8 protein-coding genes are annotated in these 22,760 nt (G+C 39.4%); 3 read left to right on the top strand and 5 right to left on the bottom strand.

Features of this window, described 5'->3' with window-relative positions:
* Nucleotides 1-509 precede the first annotated feature (509 nt).
* Nucleotides 510-8,612, bottom strand: a complete 8,103-nt coding sequence (locus J7604_RS25150) for a glycosyl hydrolase family 8 (protein WP_293902701.1) — start codon at nt 8,610-8,612, stop codon at nt 510-512.
* Nucleotides 8,613-9,019: 407 nt separating this feature from the next.
* Here J7604_RS25150 and J7604_RS25145 point away from each other — a divergent pair, with 407 nt between their 5' ends.
* On the top strand, nt 9,020-9,499 hold the full coding sequence (locus tag J7604_RS25145) for a hypothetical protein (protein ID WP_293902698.1): 480 nt from the start codon (nt 9,020-9,022) through the stop codon (nt 9,497-9,499).
* A 444-nt stretch (nt 9,500-9,943) separates the two neighbouring features.
* Here the strand turns inward: J7604_RS25145 and J7604_RS25140 are convergent, their stop codons facing one another.
* From J7604_RS25140 to J7604_RS25130, 3 genes are all read right to left on the bottom strand, one after another.
* Nucleotides 9,944-10,495, bottom strand: a complete 552-nt coding sequence (locus J7604_RS25140; protein ID WP_293902695.1) for a dihydrofolate reductase family protein — start codon at nt 10,493-10,495, stop codon at nt 9,944-9,946.
* Nucleotides 10,496-10,526: 31 nt separating this feature from the next.
* Entirely contained in the window at nt 10,527-10,901 is a 375-nt protein-coding gene (locus J7604_RS25135; RefSeq protein WP_293902693.1) for a DoxX family protein, read from the bottom strand.
* 250 nt (nt 10,902-11,151) lie between these two features.
* Nucleotides 11,152-12,981 carry a hypothetical protein gene (locus tag J7604_RS25130; RefSeq protein WP_293902691.1) on the bottom strand — a complete coding sequence of 610 codons (1,830 nt, stop codon included), beginning with the start codon at nt 12,979-12,981 and terminating at the stop codon, nt 11,152-11,154.
* 388 nt (nt 12,982-13,369) lie between these two features.
* Here J7604_RS25130 and J7604_RS25125 point away from each other — a divergent pair, with 388 nt between their 5' ends.
* Nucleotides 13,370-13,696: a hypothetical protein gene (locus J7604_RS25125; protein ID WP_293902688.1), complete on the top strand. Its 327-nt coding sequence runs from the start codon at nt 13,370-13,372 to the stop codon at nt 13,694-13,696.
* Between the two features lie 367 nt (nt 13,697-14,063).
* Complete coding sequence (locus J7604_RS25120) at nt 14,064-21,347, top strand: gliding motility-associated C-terminal domain-containing protein (protein ID WP_293902685.1); 7,284 nt, start codon at nt 14,064-14,066, stop codon at nt 21,345-21,347.
* 275 nt (nt 21,348-21,622) lie between these two features.
* On the opposite strand, the gene J7604_RS25115 is transcribed toward J7604_RS25120, so the two are convergent.
* On the bottom strand, nt 21,623-22,760 hold a 1,138-nt coding region (locus J7604_RS25115), incomplete at its 5' end, for a hypothetical protein (RefSeq protein ID WP_293902682.1).

The following is a 22,760-nucleotide window of genomic DNA, read 5'->3' as shown; positions in this document are numbered from 1 at the left end:
AGCATTAGTACCTTTGCTAATGCTAAAGTAATATAAATTTAACAATTTTCGTAGAGGTTACTTCTGATGGCTATCCCCGACTAATCTTTAGTCCACGTTTGATTTACTCTTATCTGCCCCAATTACCATCAAGTTCCCCAAACCACTACAAAAAGGCAGCAATAGACATACTATCGCTTTCGAGAAGAGGAGCTGGAAATATAGATCTGTACTTCATACAAACAAAAGGTACGCAAGTAAGTCCTTTCTACCATCGATATTTATGGAATTTACCTGGTAAAGGTTCGAGGTGCGCATGAAACCTTTGTTAAAAAGTTATCATTATTAGGATTTCATTAGCAATATCGCGCAACTCTGTTTTCAAAGTCATTTGCGAAACTGTCTAGATAGCTTGGCGGTATTATTAGGCTCTCGGTATTTCTGTCAAAAAACTGTTAAAAATATATAATTCTAAGTTAAACAGATGAAACAATCGAAGCCAGTTCAATTGTTTCATCTGTTTCTCAACATTATTTTATGACTTGTACATAGCCATTGTATGGCTCATTATAAATCTGACTGTTTAGGTTAATGATGTAGAAGTAGGTCCCGTCCGGCAGTACTTCCCCGTTCTTGTAGTTTGTTCCATCCCACTCCTTCAGATAACCTGTGCTCTTCCAAACCAGATTACCCCAACGGTTGTAAATCAAAAACTCTGCGTTCGGGAAACTTTCTATATTCTCAATCTCCCAAGTGTCATTTTTTCCATCTCCGTTTACGGTAATCGCATTCGGTATCCTTATCGGTCTTTCAACATATACTGTTACTGAATCCTGACTTTTACAAATATTATTTGCATCAGCCACGGTTAACTTATATACAATAGTTTGATCGGCTATAAATGTAGGATTGTTCACATGAGCATCACTCAGGCCTGTCGCCGGTGACCAATTATACAATATCCCCCCCGCTCCCAATAACTGACCAGGCTCGCCATCTTTAATGAATATATCTTCACCTGCATACGCTACAGGCGTCTGGATAACTGTTAGCTTTGTTCCTGCTGAAATCTGGCTGCAGGATCCATTGTCTTCAATAACTGTATACAAACCGCTCTCTGATGCAGTATAACTTGGATTCGTCGCTCCGGAAATCACACTCCCATCAAGCATCCACTGGTATGTAGATCCTGCATTTACCGTAGTAGTAAACGTTACCTTGTTGGGTGAACAAACAATCTGTTCCCCTTCATTAATCACAGGATTTGGAATCGGTTGGATATTCATTGTAATTTTAGAAGATTCTACATAGCTAGGGCCTGTTACACATGCCAGGTTCGAAGTCATCCCGACCCAAACCTGATCGCCGGTTACCAGAGTCGAACTGCTGAATGTCGTTCCTGTTCCTACCGAAACACCCGGTGTATTCACATACCAATTGTATATCGGTGACGAACCTGTACCGCTTGAGTATTTGACATTGAACGTAGTTAACATACCTACGCAGCTCGGATTCGGATTCACTTCAATCGATACAGCTGCAGGTTCTGCATCTACTATATTTAAGGTAACTATATTTGAAGTTGCATCTCCTGCATTACATGTATTAGAAGTCGACACTACCACTTTTACTGTTTTGTCATTATCATCACTGACAGGGGAGTATGAATACGTAGATGAGGTACTTACCGGTGTGATGCCTGAACCAAGGTACCACTTGTAGCTAAGTGTTCCTGAACCTGTTGTACTTGAATTAGCTATAAAGTTGAATGCTGCTGAACCTGAACAGACCTGACCCGGATCGTTTATACTTGCTGTTATTACTTCAGGACTAGCGACAGTTACAGTGATCACATTACTGGTAACTGAACCACAATTACCGGAAGTCTCTATCCGCTGGAATTGTGTCGTCGATGTCAGGACTCCTGGTGCGTAGGTAGCATCGGTTGCATTATCTATGTCAGTCATGGTCAGGTGCGTTGCATCTGTATATTGCCATTGATATGCATAAGATCCTGCTCCCCCCGTAGGAAGATTTACACTGGTAAACGGATCCGGAGCATTTCCTGAACAGATTGCCTGACTGCCATCGATCTCTCCGGCAACAAGAACAGGAGTCACTGTGATCTTTACAGGAGTGGTAAATGCTTTATTGCATGGCACAGGAGCAGTTGCATCATCTACCCTGCGGCGGTAATAGGTGGTAGTGGTTAGTGTCGCTGTTGGGGTGAAGTCCTTACCATCATTACTCAGTATACCTGTTGCAGGAACCCAGCTTGCCTCAACTGCAGGAGTTTCTGTCTGCTGCCAGCTATACACTGCACTGATTGCATCTGAGGCTGCGGTTTCTGTCAGTTTAGATGCTGATGTATTATAACAGATTATCTGATTGTCAGTAATTTTACCTGGATTTATTCCCGGTTTTACTGCTATTGTTATTACATTGGATGCTACAGGCATGTCACTCGCGCATTCTGCATCGCTTACAAGTTCAACTTTTACCGTATTACCCGGACTTGACGTGGCAACAGTAAGATCACTGGTCGTAAAGGTATTAGAGGTGCCGGCAACTCCTTGTTTTGTTGTGCCGATATACCATTGGTATATCGGATTTGATCCGCCATCTGTCGGGGTTGATGTAAAGTTTACGGTATTCCCTTCGCAAACATCCGGAATATCAGCTGTTATACTTACTGCAGGAGCCGGTATAGGTTTGATGGTCACACTTACCGGCACTGATACATCAAACGTTGGACTTGCACATAATTCTGTACTTGTCATGGTTACTGTAATCGAGTTACCTGCAACAAGACTGTTTGTGGTATATGTTGCACCTGAAGTGCTTACTGTGGTAGTACCATCTTTCCATTCATATGTTGGTGTTCCGCCGTTGTCTGCTACTGCAGTAAACGTAACGGTCTCATCCGGACAAATGCTTGACTTATCCGCTGTTACCGTTACTGTTGGGATTACGTTCGGTTTTACGGTCATTACAATCTCTTCTGAGGTTGCATCTGAAGGACTTGCACAATCCGAATTGCTCACCATTTTAACAGTAACTTTATCTCCGTCTGCTAAAGTGTTGATTGTAAACTTATCTGAATCAACTGCTGAACTTGCAGGTCCCTGACTTACAGGAATTAGATCTGTAGTTTTCTGTACAAACCATTCATAGGTAGGAAGGGAACCTCCATTACCCGCAATTGCTGTAAACGTTATGCTTGTATTTTCACATATGATATTGCCCGGATCAGGAGTAACTGTTACCACAGGAGCTACCACGTTAGTAACTGTCATTACAATTGCATTTGATACTATCGGATTAGGTTTTGCACAGGCCAAAGAACTTGTCATTACGACATAATAACTGTCGCCATCACTTACAGATCCTGCTCCTATTGCTGGTGTCGTATATGTAGCTCCTGTTGCTGATGGAATGGCAGTACCAGAACCAACTGCACCTTTATACCATTGATAAGTTGGAGATCCGCCATTGGTTTCTGCGGCAGTAAATGTTACAGCAGTATTCGCACACGTGGTGATTGAAGGCGTCGAAATTACAACAGATGCTGAAACTGTTGGAGTAACTGTAATGGTTACGCTTGCTGTTGGCACACCCAAACAATAACCAGATGAATCTACTCTTCTGTAATAAGTGGTGGCTGTCGATGCTACGGGGGCATAATCTTTTGCCGTTGTACTATATGGGACAAGATCTGTCCAAGGGCCGGTCGTACCGTTCGTTGTCGAAGTCTGCCATTTGTAATACTTATTAGCGACTCCGCCAGTACTTACTGTACCAGTAAGTGCATCCGGAGATTCTCCAGAGCAGATAGACTGATTTGAAGAAATTGTACCTGCAACTGTTGTCGGTGTTACTGTAATTGCAATGCTGGTGGTTGGGACACTTGAGCAATATCCTGAAGAATCTATTCTTCTGTAATAGGTAGTGGTGGTCAATATTCCTGGAACGTAACCAGTTGCTGTAGTACTATATAGTCCAAGGTCTGTCCAGGGACCAGTAGTACCATTTGTAGTAGAACTCTGCCACTTGTAATTCTTTACCGTTGCTCCTTCTGTGCTTGCAGTGCCAGTGAGTGCTGTCGGAGTAAAACCTGCACAAAGGTTCTGGTCTGAAGAAATCGTACCTGCCAAAGGAGGTGCTGTAATTCTGATCACTAATTTTGCCGACTCTTTATAACAAGCAGCTGCACCAGCGTTTCCATCTTCTACACGGAGTACGTATGTACCTGTGTCTGCCATAGTTGTGACCGCTTTTGTATATGGTGAATACGTATTGCTTGCTGTCGTAACTGCAATACCATCCTTGTACCAGGTATAGTAGTAGTTCGCATTTGCCGGAGTAGCAGCACCAGCTATATTTAGTGCCGCACCCAGACAAATATCCGGCTTTGAAACAGACGTAGTAACTTTAGTTGGTGGAATACAGGTGTTAATAGCACCGCAGTTAACTACATACTGGGATTGAATATTAGTTACACCATAAACGGTAGCTTTACCAATGTTTGTAATAAAATCTGTACAGGTATTTACTGTTGCATCAAAAGTACGTTCAATAACGGCATTGGCCAATATAGGACCGGCAACTGTTGGCCAGGTAATTGTTGAACCTGTCAATACTCCACTATTTGATATATTCGTTATATTATTTAACTGAGCAGGAATAGGGTCTGTGATTACCAAATCAAATGCTGAATCAAAATGAGCTGTATAACCTGAAAGTGCCTGTTGTGAACCTTTTCCGTATATTCCCGCATAACCTGCTCCCAGTTCTGTAATACCGGTAATTACTTTAAGAGGAGCCCCCGTAAAATCATTTATCCAGATATATAATTTATCATCCAGCAATTCTGTTCTCACCTTTACAGAACTAAAGCTTCCCGGAAATGTCAGACCTGAAAATGAAGTAATTGGTGTATTGCTTCCATTCTGATAAAGTTTAATTTCTATGAAATTATTTCCACCGATGTTTGGAGAAATCTCAAGCCTTAAACCTTTGAAATCCGCTAAGCCCGGTGTACCAGACTGATAACGATATAGTAAAGAAAATGAACTGGAATTGGTAGGTGCTATGGTCGCTTCTACCCATCCGTTTACTCCATGTGCTTTCTTAGGTCCAAAGGCATAACCATTAGTCCCTGGAGGATTGTTACCGCCGTTCTGATCCAGTGAAATAACTGTACCGTTTAATTTAGGCATGCTAACCCCTGTACCTAATGTCTGCCAGTCTGTGAGTTGTGTACTTGCTCCTGCCCATGAGGCTGTTGATCCGTCCTTGTTCGTAAAGGTTAATGTATAATTGATAACATCGCCAACTACTGCTGAGGCGGTATTAGCTGTCTTCACCAAAGAAGTTTCTTTAGGTGGCGTCGGAGGTACAGGAAGGCAGGTGAGTTTTAAAATGACCGCAGAAGAATCGGGAGAATCCACATCCGACCAAATCCAGCCAGCATTAATAAACGTTTTTTCCGAGCACGGAGATTTCGCAATAGTTCTATAAGATAAATTAGCTTTTTCCCCCGTAAGCATTACAGGTATCGTCCATTTCACATATCCTGAAAATTTAGAATTACCTGGTAAAGGTGTATAGGTTGCTTTTACATCTACTGCAAGGTCATCTGTAAATGCACTCCATTCCAGCTCGATGGGAATTGAGTCTGTCACCACAACATTATAGGTTTCACGTCCTGGAAGTGGACCATCCCCTGCAACTCTTCTCCAGGTATATCCATCAAATTCCTCCACTAATACTTTTGAAAAATTCTTAACAGGTCCGCCGCAAGCATCTTTGCTGTAGTTATCAACCACTTCAGGTTCGTATTTGGGTACTGAATAAAAGTTTGTAAAACCAGGATTGACAGGAAAATAACTATCCTCCTGCCCGTCCTGATCCGTGGTACTGATATTCGGATCGTACGACCAGTCATCTACTAACCTGGGCATTAAAAGAGATGAAGGGTTGGATTTAAGTACGGTACGTATAATACTCGGACCTACTACTCCTTTATGTATCAGGTATTCACTATCAAGTTTATCGTAAACATGCATGGTAGTTGCCGTTAATACATTAGCAAACTGAGTTACGATACGCTGGTTCCAGGCCCCTTTGGCATCCTGTCCCCATGGAATTTTCTGATAAATAAATTTCATGGGATCAGAAGGCGGATTATACCCATATTTCTGAAGATCATTTTGGTTATCAACTTCAGCAGTCCAGCCGGTAGGATTTGTTGCTGCATTGTATTCACCGATTGCCGCACCATCATTCATGAAGTAAGAAACACGGTAATTACCCAGATTGATATACGCCTCATGGGCTGTATGCCAGATTCTGTAAAACTGATAAAAACTCCGTTCGGCGAACCCGCTGGCTTGTGCATAGTTGGCATAAGAAACAACCACACGCGGACGTCCCCCGTTCAACCACAGATTTGAACCAGTTTTATTTTCAAAATCCAATGTAAAATTGACTACATCTCCGGGATTCATCACGCTTCTATCGGTAGTTTTTTTGATTGCCAGAACTCTGTCTTTTAAAAGATCAACACAGTTGCGTTCCATCGTATAAGTCGCGTTGTTCGGATATTCGTTACTGGTCCAGGAAGGTGCGTTGGATGCAGTGATGGTGCTTGTAAGACAGACAGTAGTAGCCATATCAATTGGCCTTACCCTTACCACAAATTTTCTGACGCCCTTTGTTTGTTCTAACGCACCAGTTTTAAAGCCAGGAACGGTTCCAATATTCCATGTAATGGTAGCTCCTGAAGCTGTTCCTCCACCACTCACAGAAACTACTTCATAATTAGGGTCAAGAGTTGTTGTGATTACAACACCTGTCGCATCGATGGCTCCATAATTTCGGTAGCTCACTTCATAATTCAGAAGATCTCCTTCATACGCAAAGGTTTTATCTACATCCATATAAACCTTTACATTTGCGCCCGCTTTCATGTCTTCGGGTGAATGCAGATTACCGGAGGCCGTTAACATACCTAATATCCTGAAGAAACCGTGAAAGTATTTTGGGGTACTTCCGATATAACGTTCGTAGGGGGGCAGTTTTGCGGACCCACTCTGGTCATCCCAGGCTAATTCACATTGTCTGTACAATTCTGCAGTTAAATCCAAATCGCCTGAAGCAACAGCTGCGGGAGTACCTGTTCCTGCCATCCAGTTTACTCCATAGTTAGCTAATACAGTCCCTTCTGGACGATATTGTTGTTTTATTTGTGCTACTCCTTTCCAGTTGGGTTGACCAGGGTCGGGAGAAGCTCCCAGTTTACTGCAAAAGGCACTTGCCGAACTGCTTGGAATAGTGCCGGGGAATTTCAGAAATTCTTTATGCCTTAAAGCCATATCGTATTCATAAGTATTGCCTCCCGGCTCAACCTGATGTGTCCCTGGATTCCAAGTTGAATCCGGATTACCATGCCAAACATAATTCAATATTGTCCGCCACGAGCACCTGAAATCTTCACCAGCTGCAAAAGGGCCAAATTCTGTTGTCAATCCATCATCGCTCACCTTGTAGTCACCAGCACTTGCAATATGACCGTTATCATACATTGCTTTTATTGTCCAGTCTCCTGAAGCTTCACATCGTTTACATTGACTTATCTGCCAGGCTGTTCCTCCGTTTGCCTCTAAAAATTTTGCAAATTCTCTAAAATATGCTGGTGCATTATAATCTACGTATTTACTGGTTACCTGAATAGGATCTGGCTTAACCTTTGCCCAAGGGTATACAGTATTGTTTGCTGAAGTCCGCCAATTGGTAAGTTCTCCCCATGTATTACCACTTTTCAGATACCCATCAATACCTACAATACCAGATAAATAGCCTTTCATCCCCGCCTCTGCACCTAATGGACTTGTTGAATAGTATAATGTATCAACAAGAAGTTTGATCATTTTCAAAGCTTCACCTTTATAACTGATCTGATTACCGCAAGCATCAGTTATTCCCATATTATCACCCCATTGTTTATGAGCCATCAATAGTGCCATGGCAATATCTAGATCCCCATCTGCAGCAGAGTTGATATTTGTTGAACTGATATTTGTATTTTCATCACATTCCCAGCCCGCAAAACCGGCTCCATATGTATACGTAGGTCTTAGCGGTGAACAATCATAGTACTTTTTTACTCCGCTTAAGCGATTGTCATGAACCCAAAGCCACAATCCGTCAAAAGTCTTTTTATCAGCAAAATGCGCCGCAGCAAGCATAGCATATCCATCACCTTCTGACACAAAAGTACCATACCCTTGAGGAACACTAGGATGATTAAATACGATATAGGGTGTTGCATTTGCCCCTGTACCCAAAGTTTTTCCAGGCACTGTTAAGGCTCTCCGCATCATAATCTGATAAGCTTCACGCATGGCCTTTTCCATATCTGCGTGTGTTACCCCTACCGCATTATTTGCCGCTAAAGATTTACCTCCCTTGTACTCCAAAAACTGAGGAAACGGAAAAGCCGGATTGTTGGTGTTTATGTTTACATGAATGGTATCTCCGGGCCAGGTTTGAGCATTGACTGGTTTTGATATAACAAGAAATAAAAAAAATGTACTTATTAAGTAATCCAATACATTGAATTGACTGCCCATGAAGAATATTTTTTTATTACAAATTGTACTAAACTTATTCAAACTGCTCACATGTATATATTTCATCCTATCAATTATAATTAAAATACAATTTTAAAATTTACACAATGCAACAACTATGTTTAATACACTACGTTTAAGGGGGCAAAAAGTAAACTGAGGAATGATGGTATTTAATCAGTTTTTTATGGAGTCATTTTAGTATGAATGGTAACCCTGACTCCAAACTGCTGTCTTATAATAAATTAATTTTTTAACAATGAACTATCATCAATTTTAATCGCAGATATTCCCACCAAAATTATGTTGTAAAGACATATGTGATAAAATTGAAAAATGCAGGATAAAATGAGTTAAATAATTCAATTTTAAGTTTAATTTAGTAAATGAATTGAAACCAGAAGTATATGGCTTTAGTAAGATATTTCATTAAGGAAAGCCTACCAGGAGCTTTAATTCTGCTTTTATTCCTTCTGGTTTCGTGCAAGAAAGAGTATGTAGAATCCGCTCCAGCATGGAATATAGTGAAAGGAGAATACAAAGGTCTTTTATATAAAGAAAAGCCCAAAGATTCTTTAGGTATTGCGCAAGCGTATTATGATCAAGACATCAAAGTTAGTAAAGTTGGAGCTGATGAATACAGACTGACTCCTTCAAATCCGGATCTACCTACTTTTAATTTTATTTATGATAGTAAAACGTCAATGACTATCGGAGTCATTTATGATGAATATTATTATACCATAAACACCCAAACCAATAACGGAGTAACAGTAACTTCAAAAAATTTGCACCTGGTATATGATAGAAAAAATTCTGGAATAGACTTTCATATTTATAACGGGACTGGTGATATCGGGTGGTTATATGGTGGTAAGAAACAATAAATATCTAGTCTGTAACTTCCCACCTGCCAAAATTTTCCTTTTGTCAGAACCTTTCCATATAATGAATTAATATTCGAAATTCGTCATATCCTAAGCACTGCTATTCCCTGCTTCTGTGTTAAGTCTGGACAAGCCAAGAAGGCATATCTAGATTGAGGTATATTATCAAAGTAATTTAACATTAAGCACACTTTAAAGATAATTTAGATTATAAAGCATATTACAGACTTAAATAATTAATATTCTTATTTTGAAAAATGATTTTAACAATCATCTCTAAATCAGAATAAAATAAAACCCACCAAGATCTTCAACATTGGAGGGTTAAGTAAGTTTGCACAAAGAAAATTCCAAACTTTAAAAGTTACTCACTTCTCTCCTTTCGACACTTTGCCTTTTGGATTTCCACTATGCTCTCGGGATGATGCTCTAACCATCTTGCTATCATTTTTTTATAGGCTCATAGTAAAGAATTACTGCACCTCCACTAAAGGTTTTTGTCCTTAAAAGTTTAAGTTCAGTTCTATCTTTTATATCTTTAAATAATTGTAAACCCTTACCTACTATAACCGGATGAACACATAACTGGAATTCATCAACCAAATTAAGATTCAATGATTCTATAATTAAGCTAGGGCTGCCAACTAATATATCTCTACCTGGTTGTTGCTTGAGTAATGTAACTTCTTCTTTAATACCTCTTTGGGCTAACCTAGCACTTTTCCATGTCACGTTTTTCAGTGTGTGAGAAAAAACAACTTTTTCAATGTTATCCATTGTTGCTGCAAATTCATCCGTTGCTTTGTTTCCAGTAGGATTTTCAACTACAGTGGGCCAATATTCCATTAGTTGATAAGTAATCCTTCCGTATAAAATGGAGTCTGCACTTTTTAACAGATCATTGTAATGCTGATGTATTTCATCATCCGGATTAATGGCTGTATGGTCACCAAATCCATCAAGCGTCATATTAATTCCTGCAATTAGTTTTCTCATCTTATTTTATCTAGATCAATTGTTGACTGTTTTAGCTATTGTTTTGAATTCTCTGGTTATAGAAATAAGATACTGCGAGTATTATACCAACTACTATTGGCATTAAAATGTAGCTAATGATTTTGTCCACCGCAACATGGCTGATTACTGCAAATATTAAATTGAATGTCAAACCTGCATAAGCCCACTCTCTCAATTTGCCTGGTAGTTTAGGAAGCATTAATGCTGTTGCTCCTAGCGCTTTGAAAATGATTAAAGCATAAGCAAAATAGTCAGGATATCCCAATGGTCTTGTTCCAACGGTAGCATATTCCGGCTTAAACAAAAGTGTGCCAAGAGGCATCAGTCCTTCCCATAGGAATATGATAGTTGTTGTAATCCAGAAAATTATTTTGTTCTTTTTCATTCTTTAATTTGTTAGGAATTAAAAATAGTCCTCCGTGTTTTATAAGTGTAGAAACAATAAAGTATTGAAACCACACATGTACTAAAATATATAAACTGCTTTGCAATTCAAAATAACCTGATCATTCAGCAAGTATCCATGACAACAAGCCAAAGAAACTATACTAAAATTTCTTTAGGCTAGCATTGAATCATGTACAGGAGATTATTTCAATCCCCAAAATTACTTCTAAGCATAATCAAATTCAAACCTAGAAAGCTCTTGCAGCTCGAACACAAAAGGCTGAACCTTTTATGTAGTCTCTGGAAATTCCGTTCACAAAAAATCTTCCCCACGCAGATGTTGATTCAGCTCCTGGGTATTCTGTAGAACTCCAATAAACGCCTACAAGATTATCAGGATCAGCAGTGAAGTTTCCTAAACCTTTTAGATGTAAATTTTCATACATCAGATCCAGCTCCATTTTTGATGGCAGGAACCAATCGTCATAACTGTTCAGTACAAGGTTATAACAAATATAAGCAGCACCATTAGGGGCTGAACAAGCCTTTACAATATCTGCTGTGTTCCATTTTCCAAACCCTACAGTCTGATTGTCTGCACCGATGATAGCGGTATTATGACAACCCCAGCTTCCCGGGTCTTCCCAATTTTTGCCAACTACCTGATCATTGGGAGCAGCAACCAATCCATGATGCTTCGTATCATCCAGATAAAAGATAATACCACCCGCATATGCCTGGCCTATTTCCAAAGGAGGCTGTTTGATCGTAACCAAAAGATCTTCTGTATAAGAGAAGTCTCCATCATTATAGACCAATTTGCAATTAACATCTATGTTATCTGAAGATGTCCCTGTATACTTAAATATAGCTTTGGCTTTATTGTTACTCACCCCTGTCAAAGTTGCCTGTACTGAAGGATTAGTTATTCCCTGAAGTGAAATATAACCAGAGGATTCAAGGGGCTTGAGCCCTACTCTTGGTGAATTAGGAATGATCAGATGAGATACTGTCTTGGTAGTATAAAGAAATCCGATAACAGCATTCACGCCTTCAATCGTTTCATTGATTCTGTTGATATAACCCGTTAATCTATTAAAGCCTCCAAAAAATGACTGGATAACAGAATTCCCACTTGAAGCATCTGCATTAGTTATAGAAGCTTTCCTGATATTTATCCCAATGGTAGCAGGAGCATCATTATTCACTGTGAGTACCTGGTCGGTAATCTGTGATTTGCGCTGCTGGCTTTCAGTTGTCAGTATATCAATCAAAACAGCAACTGGCTTGTATAAGTCATCTCTGGATTTTTTACCGAAAAAAATAGAAGCTTTGTAGGACACAAATACCCCTGCAAGACTTAACAGAGCTTTGTCATATTGCTTTGCATTATACATGATATAAGTGGCCCAAACAGAACCTCCTAGTGCCAATACTGAAGCTTTAAATAATAATAGGCTATTATATTCACCTGTAACACGAGCACTGGAAAACAGATTTTTATTCTCAAACTGAGATTCATTAATTTCCAGATAATTAGCTAAAGCTTGTTGCTTTGAAGATTCCATTGATTTTATCTTAGTCAACACATCTGATACAAATTGTTTGGTATCGTTTATCTCTGCATTTTTTTCTTCTAGAGTAATTACATTTGAATCTACCTGGACCTGTAAACTGCTATCGAGGCTCTTAATCTGAGCACTCAGATACTTTTCATATTGATCAAATCTCGCCTGAACATCACTTACTGCAACTTTATTTTCTACCGTTATTTTTGACTCATAAGCAGTATTGCCTATCACAAAACTAATGGGATATTCACCCGGAGCAAGATCTGCAGGAGTAATAAAGGTCAAAGTATTGTCATCCGATTGAAAGAACTGTACTTCCTTGTCTCCGATTTTACCATTTACCTCCTGTTGAGAGATATTTGTATTAAGATTTATCGTGTTTATCTCGTCAATATTTACAGTGGTTTTGTTAATAGAATTTCCATTAGATTGAAGATCTGAATGTACGATTGGAGGTACTTCGTCTTTTTTCTTATTACAATCTGTCAACAGGATAATGATCAACATGCAAGTGAACAATCTAAAGACCGGATTTATAGATAATTGAGACGCAATTCGTAAATTTCTGAGCATAGATGAATAGGAAATAAGTCGTGGGTTCAAATATTAGTTTTCCTCTCATACTCCTCTGTAAGGTCCTTGGTTTGTCCAAAGCTGTTCATGTATCTTTTGGAAATTTTTAATTATTCTAGTTTTGGTGCTCACAAACCATATAAAAACTGTAAATACTCCCAGCTTCCCCCCTTCAAAATACATATAGAAAAAAAATAGCTCAATTGGTGTTTACTTTTTCCGACTTTGGTTTATAAATGAATAAATAGAGCTTTATATAATCTTTAGAGAATTTTAACTCCTTATTTTATTTTAAAATCTCTAAATAGAACATGAAATCCTAATGTTTGGACGTATACTAATCTATACCTTCTTCATACTGTTTTTACAGAATATCGCCTCTTTCAATACAGTCCTTGCTCAGAAAAATTCTATAGTTCCTGGAGGTGACAGGATTAATACAAACGGAAATTCTATTGAAGCAATTGCTGGAGTCCTAATTGTAAACGTCGGTGCCGGTGGAGCATTGCCCGTTCAAAATGCAACTGTACTTTTGAAGACGTACTCCTTTACTCCTCTCCCACCTTTAAAAACTGGCCTTTTGTCAATAAGATACTTAAAAAACTCTTTGCTGAAATTATGGATAGCGCTGTCAGCTATAGAAAGGTGATAATTTTGCTACTGATTTACTAAGTATTGAAATAATGAAAAAGATGAATTCTATGGACAATAATGCTGTCCACGCTGTACTGGTAAACATGCTGGTGTATAATTTATATAGCAGTGCCAGGGAACTATGTAAGGAAGAGATTTGTCGATGCATTTCTGAAGAATTCATATTTTTTATGCTTATGTAAACATTATAATATTATGCGTGTTTTTTCACATCTGAAATTCTTTAAGTCCTGTTTCAAGATTAAGTTTAATTTAAAACTGTTTATATCCTATTATTTACAATAATTATTCTAGTCTGTATTTAGTAGATAAGTTATTTTTGTAGTTGTAACATTGAATTATACCGCTTTTTTATTTACGATATGTATAAAAAAATTACCGTCTTAGTATTCCTATTGAGCATTTATCTGCAATTTAAGGGTTATGCTCAATGTGATAATTGTACTACTTCTTACGCAGCGAATGCATCAATCGTGGCAACAGCGAATAATCAGACTATTTGCATCTCCGGGGGAAGTTCCTTTACATTTAGTTCAACCTATAGGAATGTTACTTTAAAGATTTGTGCCCCAAATGTTCAGTTAACAAATGTTCAGATAAGTACAGGAGCATTGAATAATACCATTGAAACTTTTGGAGATAATACCCGCATAGTCAATTTAGTAACAGAACCAGATACCTTTTCATTTATTACGCACAATATAGGCGCTCTTTTATCTTCGGCTACGATTAACGGTATGTCTTCTTTTAAAACGACAAAAGGTGCAACACTTACCATTGCTCAAAATTTAAATCCGGGAAATAAAATATTCATAACTGCTGAAGATGATTCAAAAATCAATACAGCAGACATTACTTCGAATAAAGGCGGAAGGATCATCGTTGGCAAAAAGGCGACTTTTACTTCCAGCGGAAAAGTATTTCTTCAAAACGAAGGTTTTATATTCAACACTGGTGATGTATCTGCTGCGGGTGATTTTACGGTTCAAAATGCTGGCAATGCGATGACAAATTATTGCGGCGAATCGACGATTAAAATTGGCGGTAAACTAACTATTAACAGTGGTAAAATATATAGTGCAGGTATTATAATCGCTGGAACCATAGCCGTGAATTCTAATGCGGGTCCAATCTATCTGAATCAAGGGGCGATTATGCAAGCCTCCACGCTAGAAACAAACAATACAGCGAATTTATTCAGAGGAGATAGTATTAGCGCCGGTGAATGTGCTCTATTTAAAATAACTTCTTATGGTTCATTCAATGCACCCTTATCTAATACACCTAAAATTAAATATTGTGGTCCAGCGACTTCACAATTAGGACAGGCAACCCCGGACTGTAATTGTGCAACGGAAAGGCAATTATGTGTACCTCTTTGTGAGGCACCAACAACTGTTACCATAACAGGACCCGTGTCTAACATATGCGCAGGAGACTCTGCGGTATTAACAGCAAATGCAACTGGGTTGAAAGTTGGAGATACCTATACATATAGTTGGTATAAGGATAGTGTGGCACCTGCTAACCTCATTGTGACAAAAACAAATAATGCTACCTTAACTGTTAAAGAAAGCTCAACGTATTTTGTGGTCGTGGCGAACACCATTAATCCAATTAAATGTTTCAATCAAAATACTACTGGTTTTAAATTCACCGTTCATCCAAATCCTCCCAAACCGGAGATTGTGGCAAGTGGTCCATTGACTTTCTGTGATGGAGGTTCAGTAGATCTTACTGCCAGCAGTTTAGGATTTACTGGCGGTACCTTTAAATGGTCCACAGGTTCAACAGCTAATCCTTTACATGTAACTGCATCTGGAAAATATACTGTCACTTATGTCTCTGACGATGTCTGTTCATCACCTTTATCCACAGAGGTAACTGTTGTAGTTCATCCTAATCCTCCAAAACCAGGAATAGTGGCCAGTGGTCCATTAACTTTCTGTAACGGAAACTCGGTGGATCTTACTGCCAGCAGTTTAGGTTTTACCGGCGGTACCTTTACCTGGTCAACAGGGTCAACTGATAATCCATTGCATGTAACAACATCTGGTAAATATGCCGTTACTTACAAAACATCCAACCTTTGTCCATCTGTAGTCTCAGATAGTATCACGGTTATAGTTTATCCTAACCCTCCAAAGCCGCAGATATCAGTTAGCGGTCCTTTGACTTTCTGTGATGGCAATTCAGTAGATCTTACTGCCAGCAGTTTGGGTTTTACTGGTGGAACCTTTACATGGTCAACATGGTCAACTGATAACCCATTGCATGTAACAACATCGGGGAAATATGCAGTTACTTATAAAACATCTGAACTTTGCTCTTCTGTAGTTTCAGACAGCATTACGGTTATCGTTCATCCGATTCCTCCAAAACCACAAATAGTTGCCAGCGGACCATTGACCTTCTGTGATGGCGGTTCTGTAGATCTTACGGCCAGCAGTTCAGGATTTTCAGGCGGCACGTTTACCTGGTCCACAGGCTCAACCTCTAATCCTTTGCATGTAACTACCTCAGGTAAATATACCGTCAGCTATGTTTCTGATGATGTTTGTTCCTCTCCAGTATCTGCAGAAGTAACTGTTGTAGTTAATCCAAATCCTCCAAAACCACAGATATCAGCCAACGGTCCATTAATTTTCTGCAACGGCAATTCTGTAGATCTTACCGCCAGCAGTTTAGGGTTTACCGGTGGTACCTTTACATGGTCCACTGGTTCTACTGCAAATCCATTGCATGTAACGACATCGGGTAAATATGCAGTTTCTTATAAAAGTTCCAATCTTTGTCCTTCTGTAGTTTCAGACAGTGTTACGGTTATTGTTCACCCGGTTCCTCCAAAACCTGAGATAGTGGCGAGTGGTCCTTTGACATTCTGCGACGGCGGTTCGGTAGATCTTACTGCAAGCAGCTTGGGTTTTACCGGCGGTACTTTTACATGGTCGACAGGTTCAACCGCTAATCCTTTGCATGTAACAACTTCAGGAAAATATACGGTCAATTATGTTTCTGCCAATGCATGTTCAGCTCCTGCATCCGCAGAAGTGACTGTTGTAGTGCATCCAAATCCTCCAAAGCCGAAGATAACGGCCAGCGGACCTTTGACCTTCTGTGATGGCGGTTCTGTAGATCTTACGGCCAGCAGTTTAGGGTTTACCGGTGGTACATTTACTTGGTCCACGGGTTCAACTGCTAATCCTTTGCATGTAACGACATCGGGTAAATATGCAGTTTCTTATAAAAGTTCCAATCTTTGTCCTTCTATAGTTTCAGACAGTGTCACTGTTATCGTTCACCCGGTTCCTCCAAAACCAGAGATAGTGGCCAGCGGTCCATTGACCTTTTGTGACGGCGGGTCGGTAGATCTTACCGCCAGCAGTTTAGGTTTTACAAGCGGTACCTTTACCTGGTCCACAGGTTCAACCTCTAATCCTTTGCATGTAACGACTTCAGGAAAATATACCGTTAGTTATGTATCTAACAATGCTTGTCCTTCTCCTACATCCGCAGAAGTAACTGTTGTAGTGCATCCGAATCCCCCAAAGCCAAAGATTTCGGCTAGCGGTCCGTTGACTTTCTGTGATGGAGGTTCGGTAGACCTTACGGCCAGCAGTTTAGGTTTCACAGGTGGTACATTTACTTGGTCCACAGGTTCAACTGCGAATCCTTTGCATGTTACAAAATCAGGTAAATATTCAGTTACATATAAAACATCCAACCTTTGTCCTTCTGTGGTGTCAGATAGTGTCACAGTTATAGTTAATCCGAATCCTAACAAACCTAAGATAACGGCCAGTGGCCCACTGACTTTCTGTAATGGCGGTTCAGTTGATCTCATCGCTAGCAGCTTAGGATTTACAGGTGGTACATTTACATGGTCCACAGGTTCAACAGAGAATCCACTTAAGGTCACTACTTCTGGAAAATACTCGGTAAGTTATGTTTCTAACGATGTTTGTGGTTCTGTAACTTCGGACAGTATCACTGTTGTCGTTAACCCGGTTCCTCCAAAGCCAAAGATAGCAGCCAGTGGCCCACTGACCTTCTGCGATGGAGGGTCTGTGGATCTTACAGCTACCAGTTTAGGTTTTACAGGAGGTACTTTTACATGGTCTACAGGTTCAACTGCTAATCCCTTGCATGTAACGACTTCGGGAAAGTACGCAGTCAGTTTTGTTTCTGATAATGTTTGTCCTTCTGGAGTATCAGACAGTGTCATAGTTATAGTTAATCCGAATCCTCCAAAGCCAGAAATAGTAGCCAGCGGACCGTTGACATTCTGTGATGGTGGTTCGGTGGATCTTACTGCCAGCAGTTTAGGTTTTACCGGTGGTACATTTACGTGGTCCACAGGTTCAACTGCGAACCCCTTACGTGTAACTAAATCAGGGAAATATTCAGTTATATATAAAACATCCAACCTTTGTCCTTCTGTAGTGTCAGACAGTGTAACAGTTATAGTTAATCCGAACCCTAACAAACCAAAGATAGCCGCCAGTGGCCCATTGACTTTCTGTGATGGTGGTTCTGTTGAGCTTACCGCTAGCAGTTTAGGCTTTACAGGAGGTACCTTTACATGGTCAACAGGTTCAACTGATAATCCACTCAAGGTGACTACTTCCGGAAGATATTCAGTAAGTTATGTTTCTGACGATGTTTGTGGTTCTGTAACTTCGGACAGTATCACCGTTGTCGTTAATCCGATCCCTCCAAAACCAGAAATAGCAGCCAGCGGCCCATTGACGTTCTGTGATGGTGGTTCGGTAGATCTTACTGCAAGTAGTTTAGGCTTTACCGGTGGTACTTTTACATGGTCCACAGGTTCAACAGATAATCCGTTGCATGTAACAACTTCAGGAAAGTACGCAGTAAGTTATATTTCAGTAAATTTCTGTCCTTCAGGAACATCAGATACTATTCAAGTTATTGTGAATCCGATTCCTCCAAAACCGGGGATAGTAGCCAGTGGACCGACGATCTTCTGTAATGGTGGTTCGGTAGATCTTACGGCGAACAGTTCAGGTTTTACCGGAGGTACCTTTACCTGGTCCACAGGTTCAACTGATAATCCTTTGCATGTAACTACTTCAGGAAAGTATGCAGTAAATTATGTTTCTAATGATGTTTGTCCTTCCGGAACATCAGACAGTGTTACAGTTATAGTTAACCCGGTTCCTCCAAAACCAGAGATAGCTGCCAGTGGTCCGTTAACTTTCTGTGATGGTGGTTCAGTAAATCTTACGGCCAGCAGTTTGGGTTTTACAGGAGGTACGTTTACATGGTCAACTGGCTCAACTGATAATCCGCTGAAGGTAAAAACTTCAGGGAAATATGTAGTAAGCTATGTTTCAGATGATGTTTGTCCTTCCGAAGTATCAGACAGCGTTATTGTGGTAGTTAACCCAAATCCTCCTAAACCTGAGATAATTGCCAGCGGACCATTAACCTTCTGTGATGGTGGTTCGGTAGATCTTATGGCCATCAGTTCAGGCTTTACCGGAGGTACATTTACCTGGTCCACAGGTTCAACTGATAATCCTTTGCATGTAACGACTTCAGGAAAGTATATAGTCAGTTATGTTTCTGATCATGTTTGTCCTTCTGGAGCATCAGACAGTATTACAGTTATTGTTAACCCGATTCCTCCAAAACCTGAGATAACAGCCAGCGGTCCATTGACCTTCTGTGACGGTGGTTCTGTAGATCTTACGGCCAGGAGTTTAGGTTTTACGGGTGGTACCTTTACCTGGTCAACAGGTTCAACTGATAATCCTTTGCATGTAACTACTTCAGGAAAGTATACGGTTAGTTTTGTTTCTGACAGTGTTTGTCCTTCTGGAGCCTCCGACAGCATTATAGTTGTAGTTAACCTTAATCCTCCAAAACCAGAAATTGCAGCAAGTGGTCCATTGATCTTCTGTGATGGCGGGTCAGTAGATCTTACTGCCAAAAGCTTAGGTTTTACCGGTGGCACATTTACCTGGTCAACGGGTTCAGCGGATAATCCATTGCATGTAACTACTTCAGGGAAATATTCGGTAAGTTATGTTTCTAATGATGTTTGTCCTTCTGGAGCATCGGACAGTATTATAGTTGTTGTTAACCCTATTCCGCCAAAACCACGGATAGCAGCCGGCGGTCCATTGATCTTCTGTGATGGCGGTTCTGTTGATCTTACAGCCAGCAGCTTAGGTTTTACAGGTGGTACATTTACCTGGTCCACAGGTTCAACTGATAATCCTTTACATGTAACTACTTCAGGAAAATATATTGTCAACTATGTTACTGATGATGTTTGTCCTTCTGGAGCCTCAGACAGTATTATAGTTGTAGTTAACCCGATTCCTCCAAAACCAGAGATAGTAGCCAGCGGTCCATTAACCTTCTGTGATGGAGGTTCTGTAGATCTTACGGCCAGCAGTCCGGGGTTTACCGGCGGTACCTTTACATGGTCCACTGGATCAACTAATAATCCATTAAAGGTAACTACTTCTGGAAATTATACGGTCAAATATGTTTCTGCCGAACTTTGTCCATCAGATACCTCTTTATCTATAGCTGTAACTGTAAACCCAATTCCACCTCAACCATCTATCTCTGCTGATGGTCCATTGTCTTTCTGTCAGGGAGGAACAGTGAACATACATGCTGAATCTACAGGATTTACTGGTACATTCGAATGGTTTAAGGGCAATATAGCACTAGGTAGTGATGCTTCCATTACATTAAGTGAAGCTGGCAGTTATCATGTGTATTTTACATCAGATTCGGGGTGTGCAGCAAATCTTTCAAAAGATTTTGCAATCAGTCATTTACCTGATAATTCACCAGTCGATTTAGGAAAGGATATTATAACATGTAAGTCATACTTTGATTTAATTGCTTTAAGTCCTGCAGTAGGTAAAGGTCAGTGGTCAGTGTACGATGCTGATGGAATAATTATTCCGAATCCCGATTCTGATAGCATTCGTATATCGGGCTTAGAAGCTGGTTCAACCTATTCCTTTATATATACCATTTCCAAAGGTTGTGGTCCTGATAAATCAGATACGATAACGATTACAGCTGGCCTTCCGGGATTTGATATAGCATCGTTGGAAACTCCAATGGATACCCAGTGTGTTGGTGTATCAAGGAGAGTAACGGTTTTTGCTAAGGGTGGTTCTAATCATTATAGTTATGAATGGATCAATGCAGCAAATCTGGATACATTAACTACTGCACAAAATTATTTAGATATTATTCCGGACGGAATTGATAATGTATACTATGTATATGTGAACGATTTAGATCAACCGGGATGCAAAACATTTCAGGACACTTTAACGATTCATGCGGTCCATAAACAAACGCTTTTTATTCCAAATTTAATTACACCTAACGGAGATGGAAATAATGATGAATTGAGAATTGTAGAAGCAAATAATTACGATAATTTGATGTTTCCGGCAGGATCCTTTATTGAAATATATAATCGTTGGGGAAACCGGGTATATGAAGCTAAAAATTATGATGGTACCTGGAAAGGTAATGACACTGTTGATGGTATGTATTATTATTACCTAAAGACAGGCTGTGGGCACGATGAATACAAAGGCTGGCTTCAGATTTTATCTAATACCGAATCAGATTTAAGATAGTAAGGTAATCACTTAGAAATACAGAAAGCTTTATATCTGAATAACAGCTGTTCTAAAAGATGATTTGTAAGGAAGGGAGCTTTAAAAAGATCCCTTCTTCACTTCTACCGCAAATGACATTTTGAATACTGTCCTTTGCTTCGCTTATCCTGAAAAACTTTTGGATTCAAAAAAAGGCTACCAAATGCTACTCCACTCCTCGCCTTCTCAGCACCTGTATTTCATCTTTAAAATAATCGTTCATTCTCCTTCTTCATCGCAAAGGATAATTACATTCATTTTATTATCACTCCTTTGAAGTATCCTGTATTACCAGTACCTTTTAAGGCTATAGTTTGATGATCTACCCAAACTAATTCTTCAATTTCCAATTCTTTCGTGTAGAAGGAATCATACTCTGCAAAGTTAAAAATGCCAGTTTTAGGGTCTTTTTTATATAAAATCAAATAAGTACCAAAGTCGTCAATAGGTGCTCCCGATGTAAAAATTAGAAGTTTAGTTTCATCTTTAGAGATATAAGGATGGCTGGTACCTTGAATATAAGGCCCCCCATCAAGGTATAATAATTTCCCTGTTGATTTATCTATCAGATAGGTAGAACATGATTCCATGCTACATCCTTCTATAGCATATGCGTTAAGAGGTTTAATATCCCCCCTATAATATTCATACTGTTCACATGTATTGTTATAGTGAAACTTATAAAGTTGATTCCCTATAGGGAGAGTAAAAAATTTCTTACCAGGTGCATTCTTTGTAGTATCTTCAATTACTTGACTGTCATATGAAGATTTATATTTATTGAATTCTGCCGAGCCGATTTTAGAAAATTTAAATTTTAAATTACCCTCATTATTTTTACCCAAAGGGTATCTATTCAATTCTCTGGAATATTCTTTTGGGATTATAGAAAAATCTACAATTGCTGAATCGATAACATCATATCTGAAAACATATCCGTATAAGTCTCCACAACCATTATGCAGTTTTACTTTTATCAAAGTTGAATCAGACTTAAGCTTTTCATCGACAGAATATATCCAAAATAATTTTGTTCCAAATTCTATAGCAGAACTATTAGGGTGTTCCGCATTTTCAGATTCTTTCAACTGGGTACCATTACTATTTTTCACATATACAATTCCAATTACGGAATCGGATTTTGAGATAACTCTAGTACTTGAATCTGCCTTTGTTATTGAATCTATGATTCCCTTTCTTAATGTTATGGAGTTATCGTTGCTTTCCTTAAAAGAATCTGCCTCTTTAGAGTTAGAGCTGCAAGCAACAGATATCATAACTAAAAAAATTAAATATAAATTTGTCTTCCTCATTTTAAGTTGTTGCATTTTTGCTGCATCAAAAAGTTTTAAAGTTTTTATATCGTCCTTATAGCCACAGGTAGTTTCACAC

This window comes from Sporocytophaga sp. (genome assembly GCF_017745095.1).
In the GTDB taxonomy this organism is placed as follows: Bacteria; Bacteroidota; Bacteroidia; order Cytophagales; family Cytophagaceae; genus Sporocytophaga.
The sequence above is the reverse complement of the archived record's forward strand: the minus strand, read 5'-3'. Positions and strand labels throughout refer to the sequence as shown.

Excerpts from the sequence above, each read along its gene's own strand:
- J7604_RS25150 (WP_293902701.1), bottom strand. The coding sequence starts at position 8,612 with ATGGGCAGTCAATTCAATGTATTGGATTACTTAATAAGTACATTTTTT.
- J7604_RS25145 (WP_293902698.1), top strand. The coding sequence starts at position 9,020 with ATGGCTTTAGTAAGATATTTCATTAAGGAAAGCCTACCAGGAGCTTTA.
- J7604_RS25140 (WP_293902695.1), bottom strand. The coding sequence starts at position 10,495 with ATGAGAAAACTAATTGCAGGAATTAATATGACGCTTGATGGATTTGGT.
- J7604_RS25135 (WP_293902693.1), bottom strand. The coding sequence starts at position 10,901 with ATGAAAAAGAACAAAATAATTTTCTGGATTACAACAACTATCATATTC.
- J7604_RS25130 (WP_293902691.1), bottom strand. The coding sequence starts at position 12,981 with ATGTTGATCATTATCCTGTTGACAGATTGTAATAAGAAAAAAGACGAA.
- J7604_RS25125 (WP_293902688.1), top strand. The coding sequence starts at position 13,370 with ATGTTTGGACGTATACTAATCTATACCTTCTTCATACTGTTTTTACAG.
- J7604_RS25120 (WP_293902685.1), top strand. The coding sequence starts at position 14,064 with ATGTATAAAAAAATTACCGTCTTAGTATTCCTATTGAGCATTTATCTG.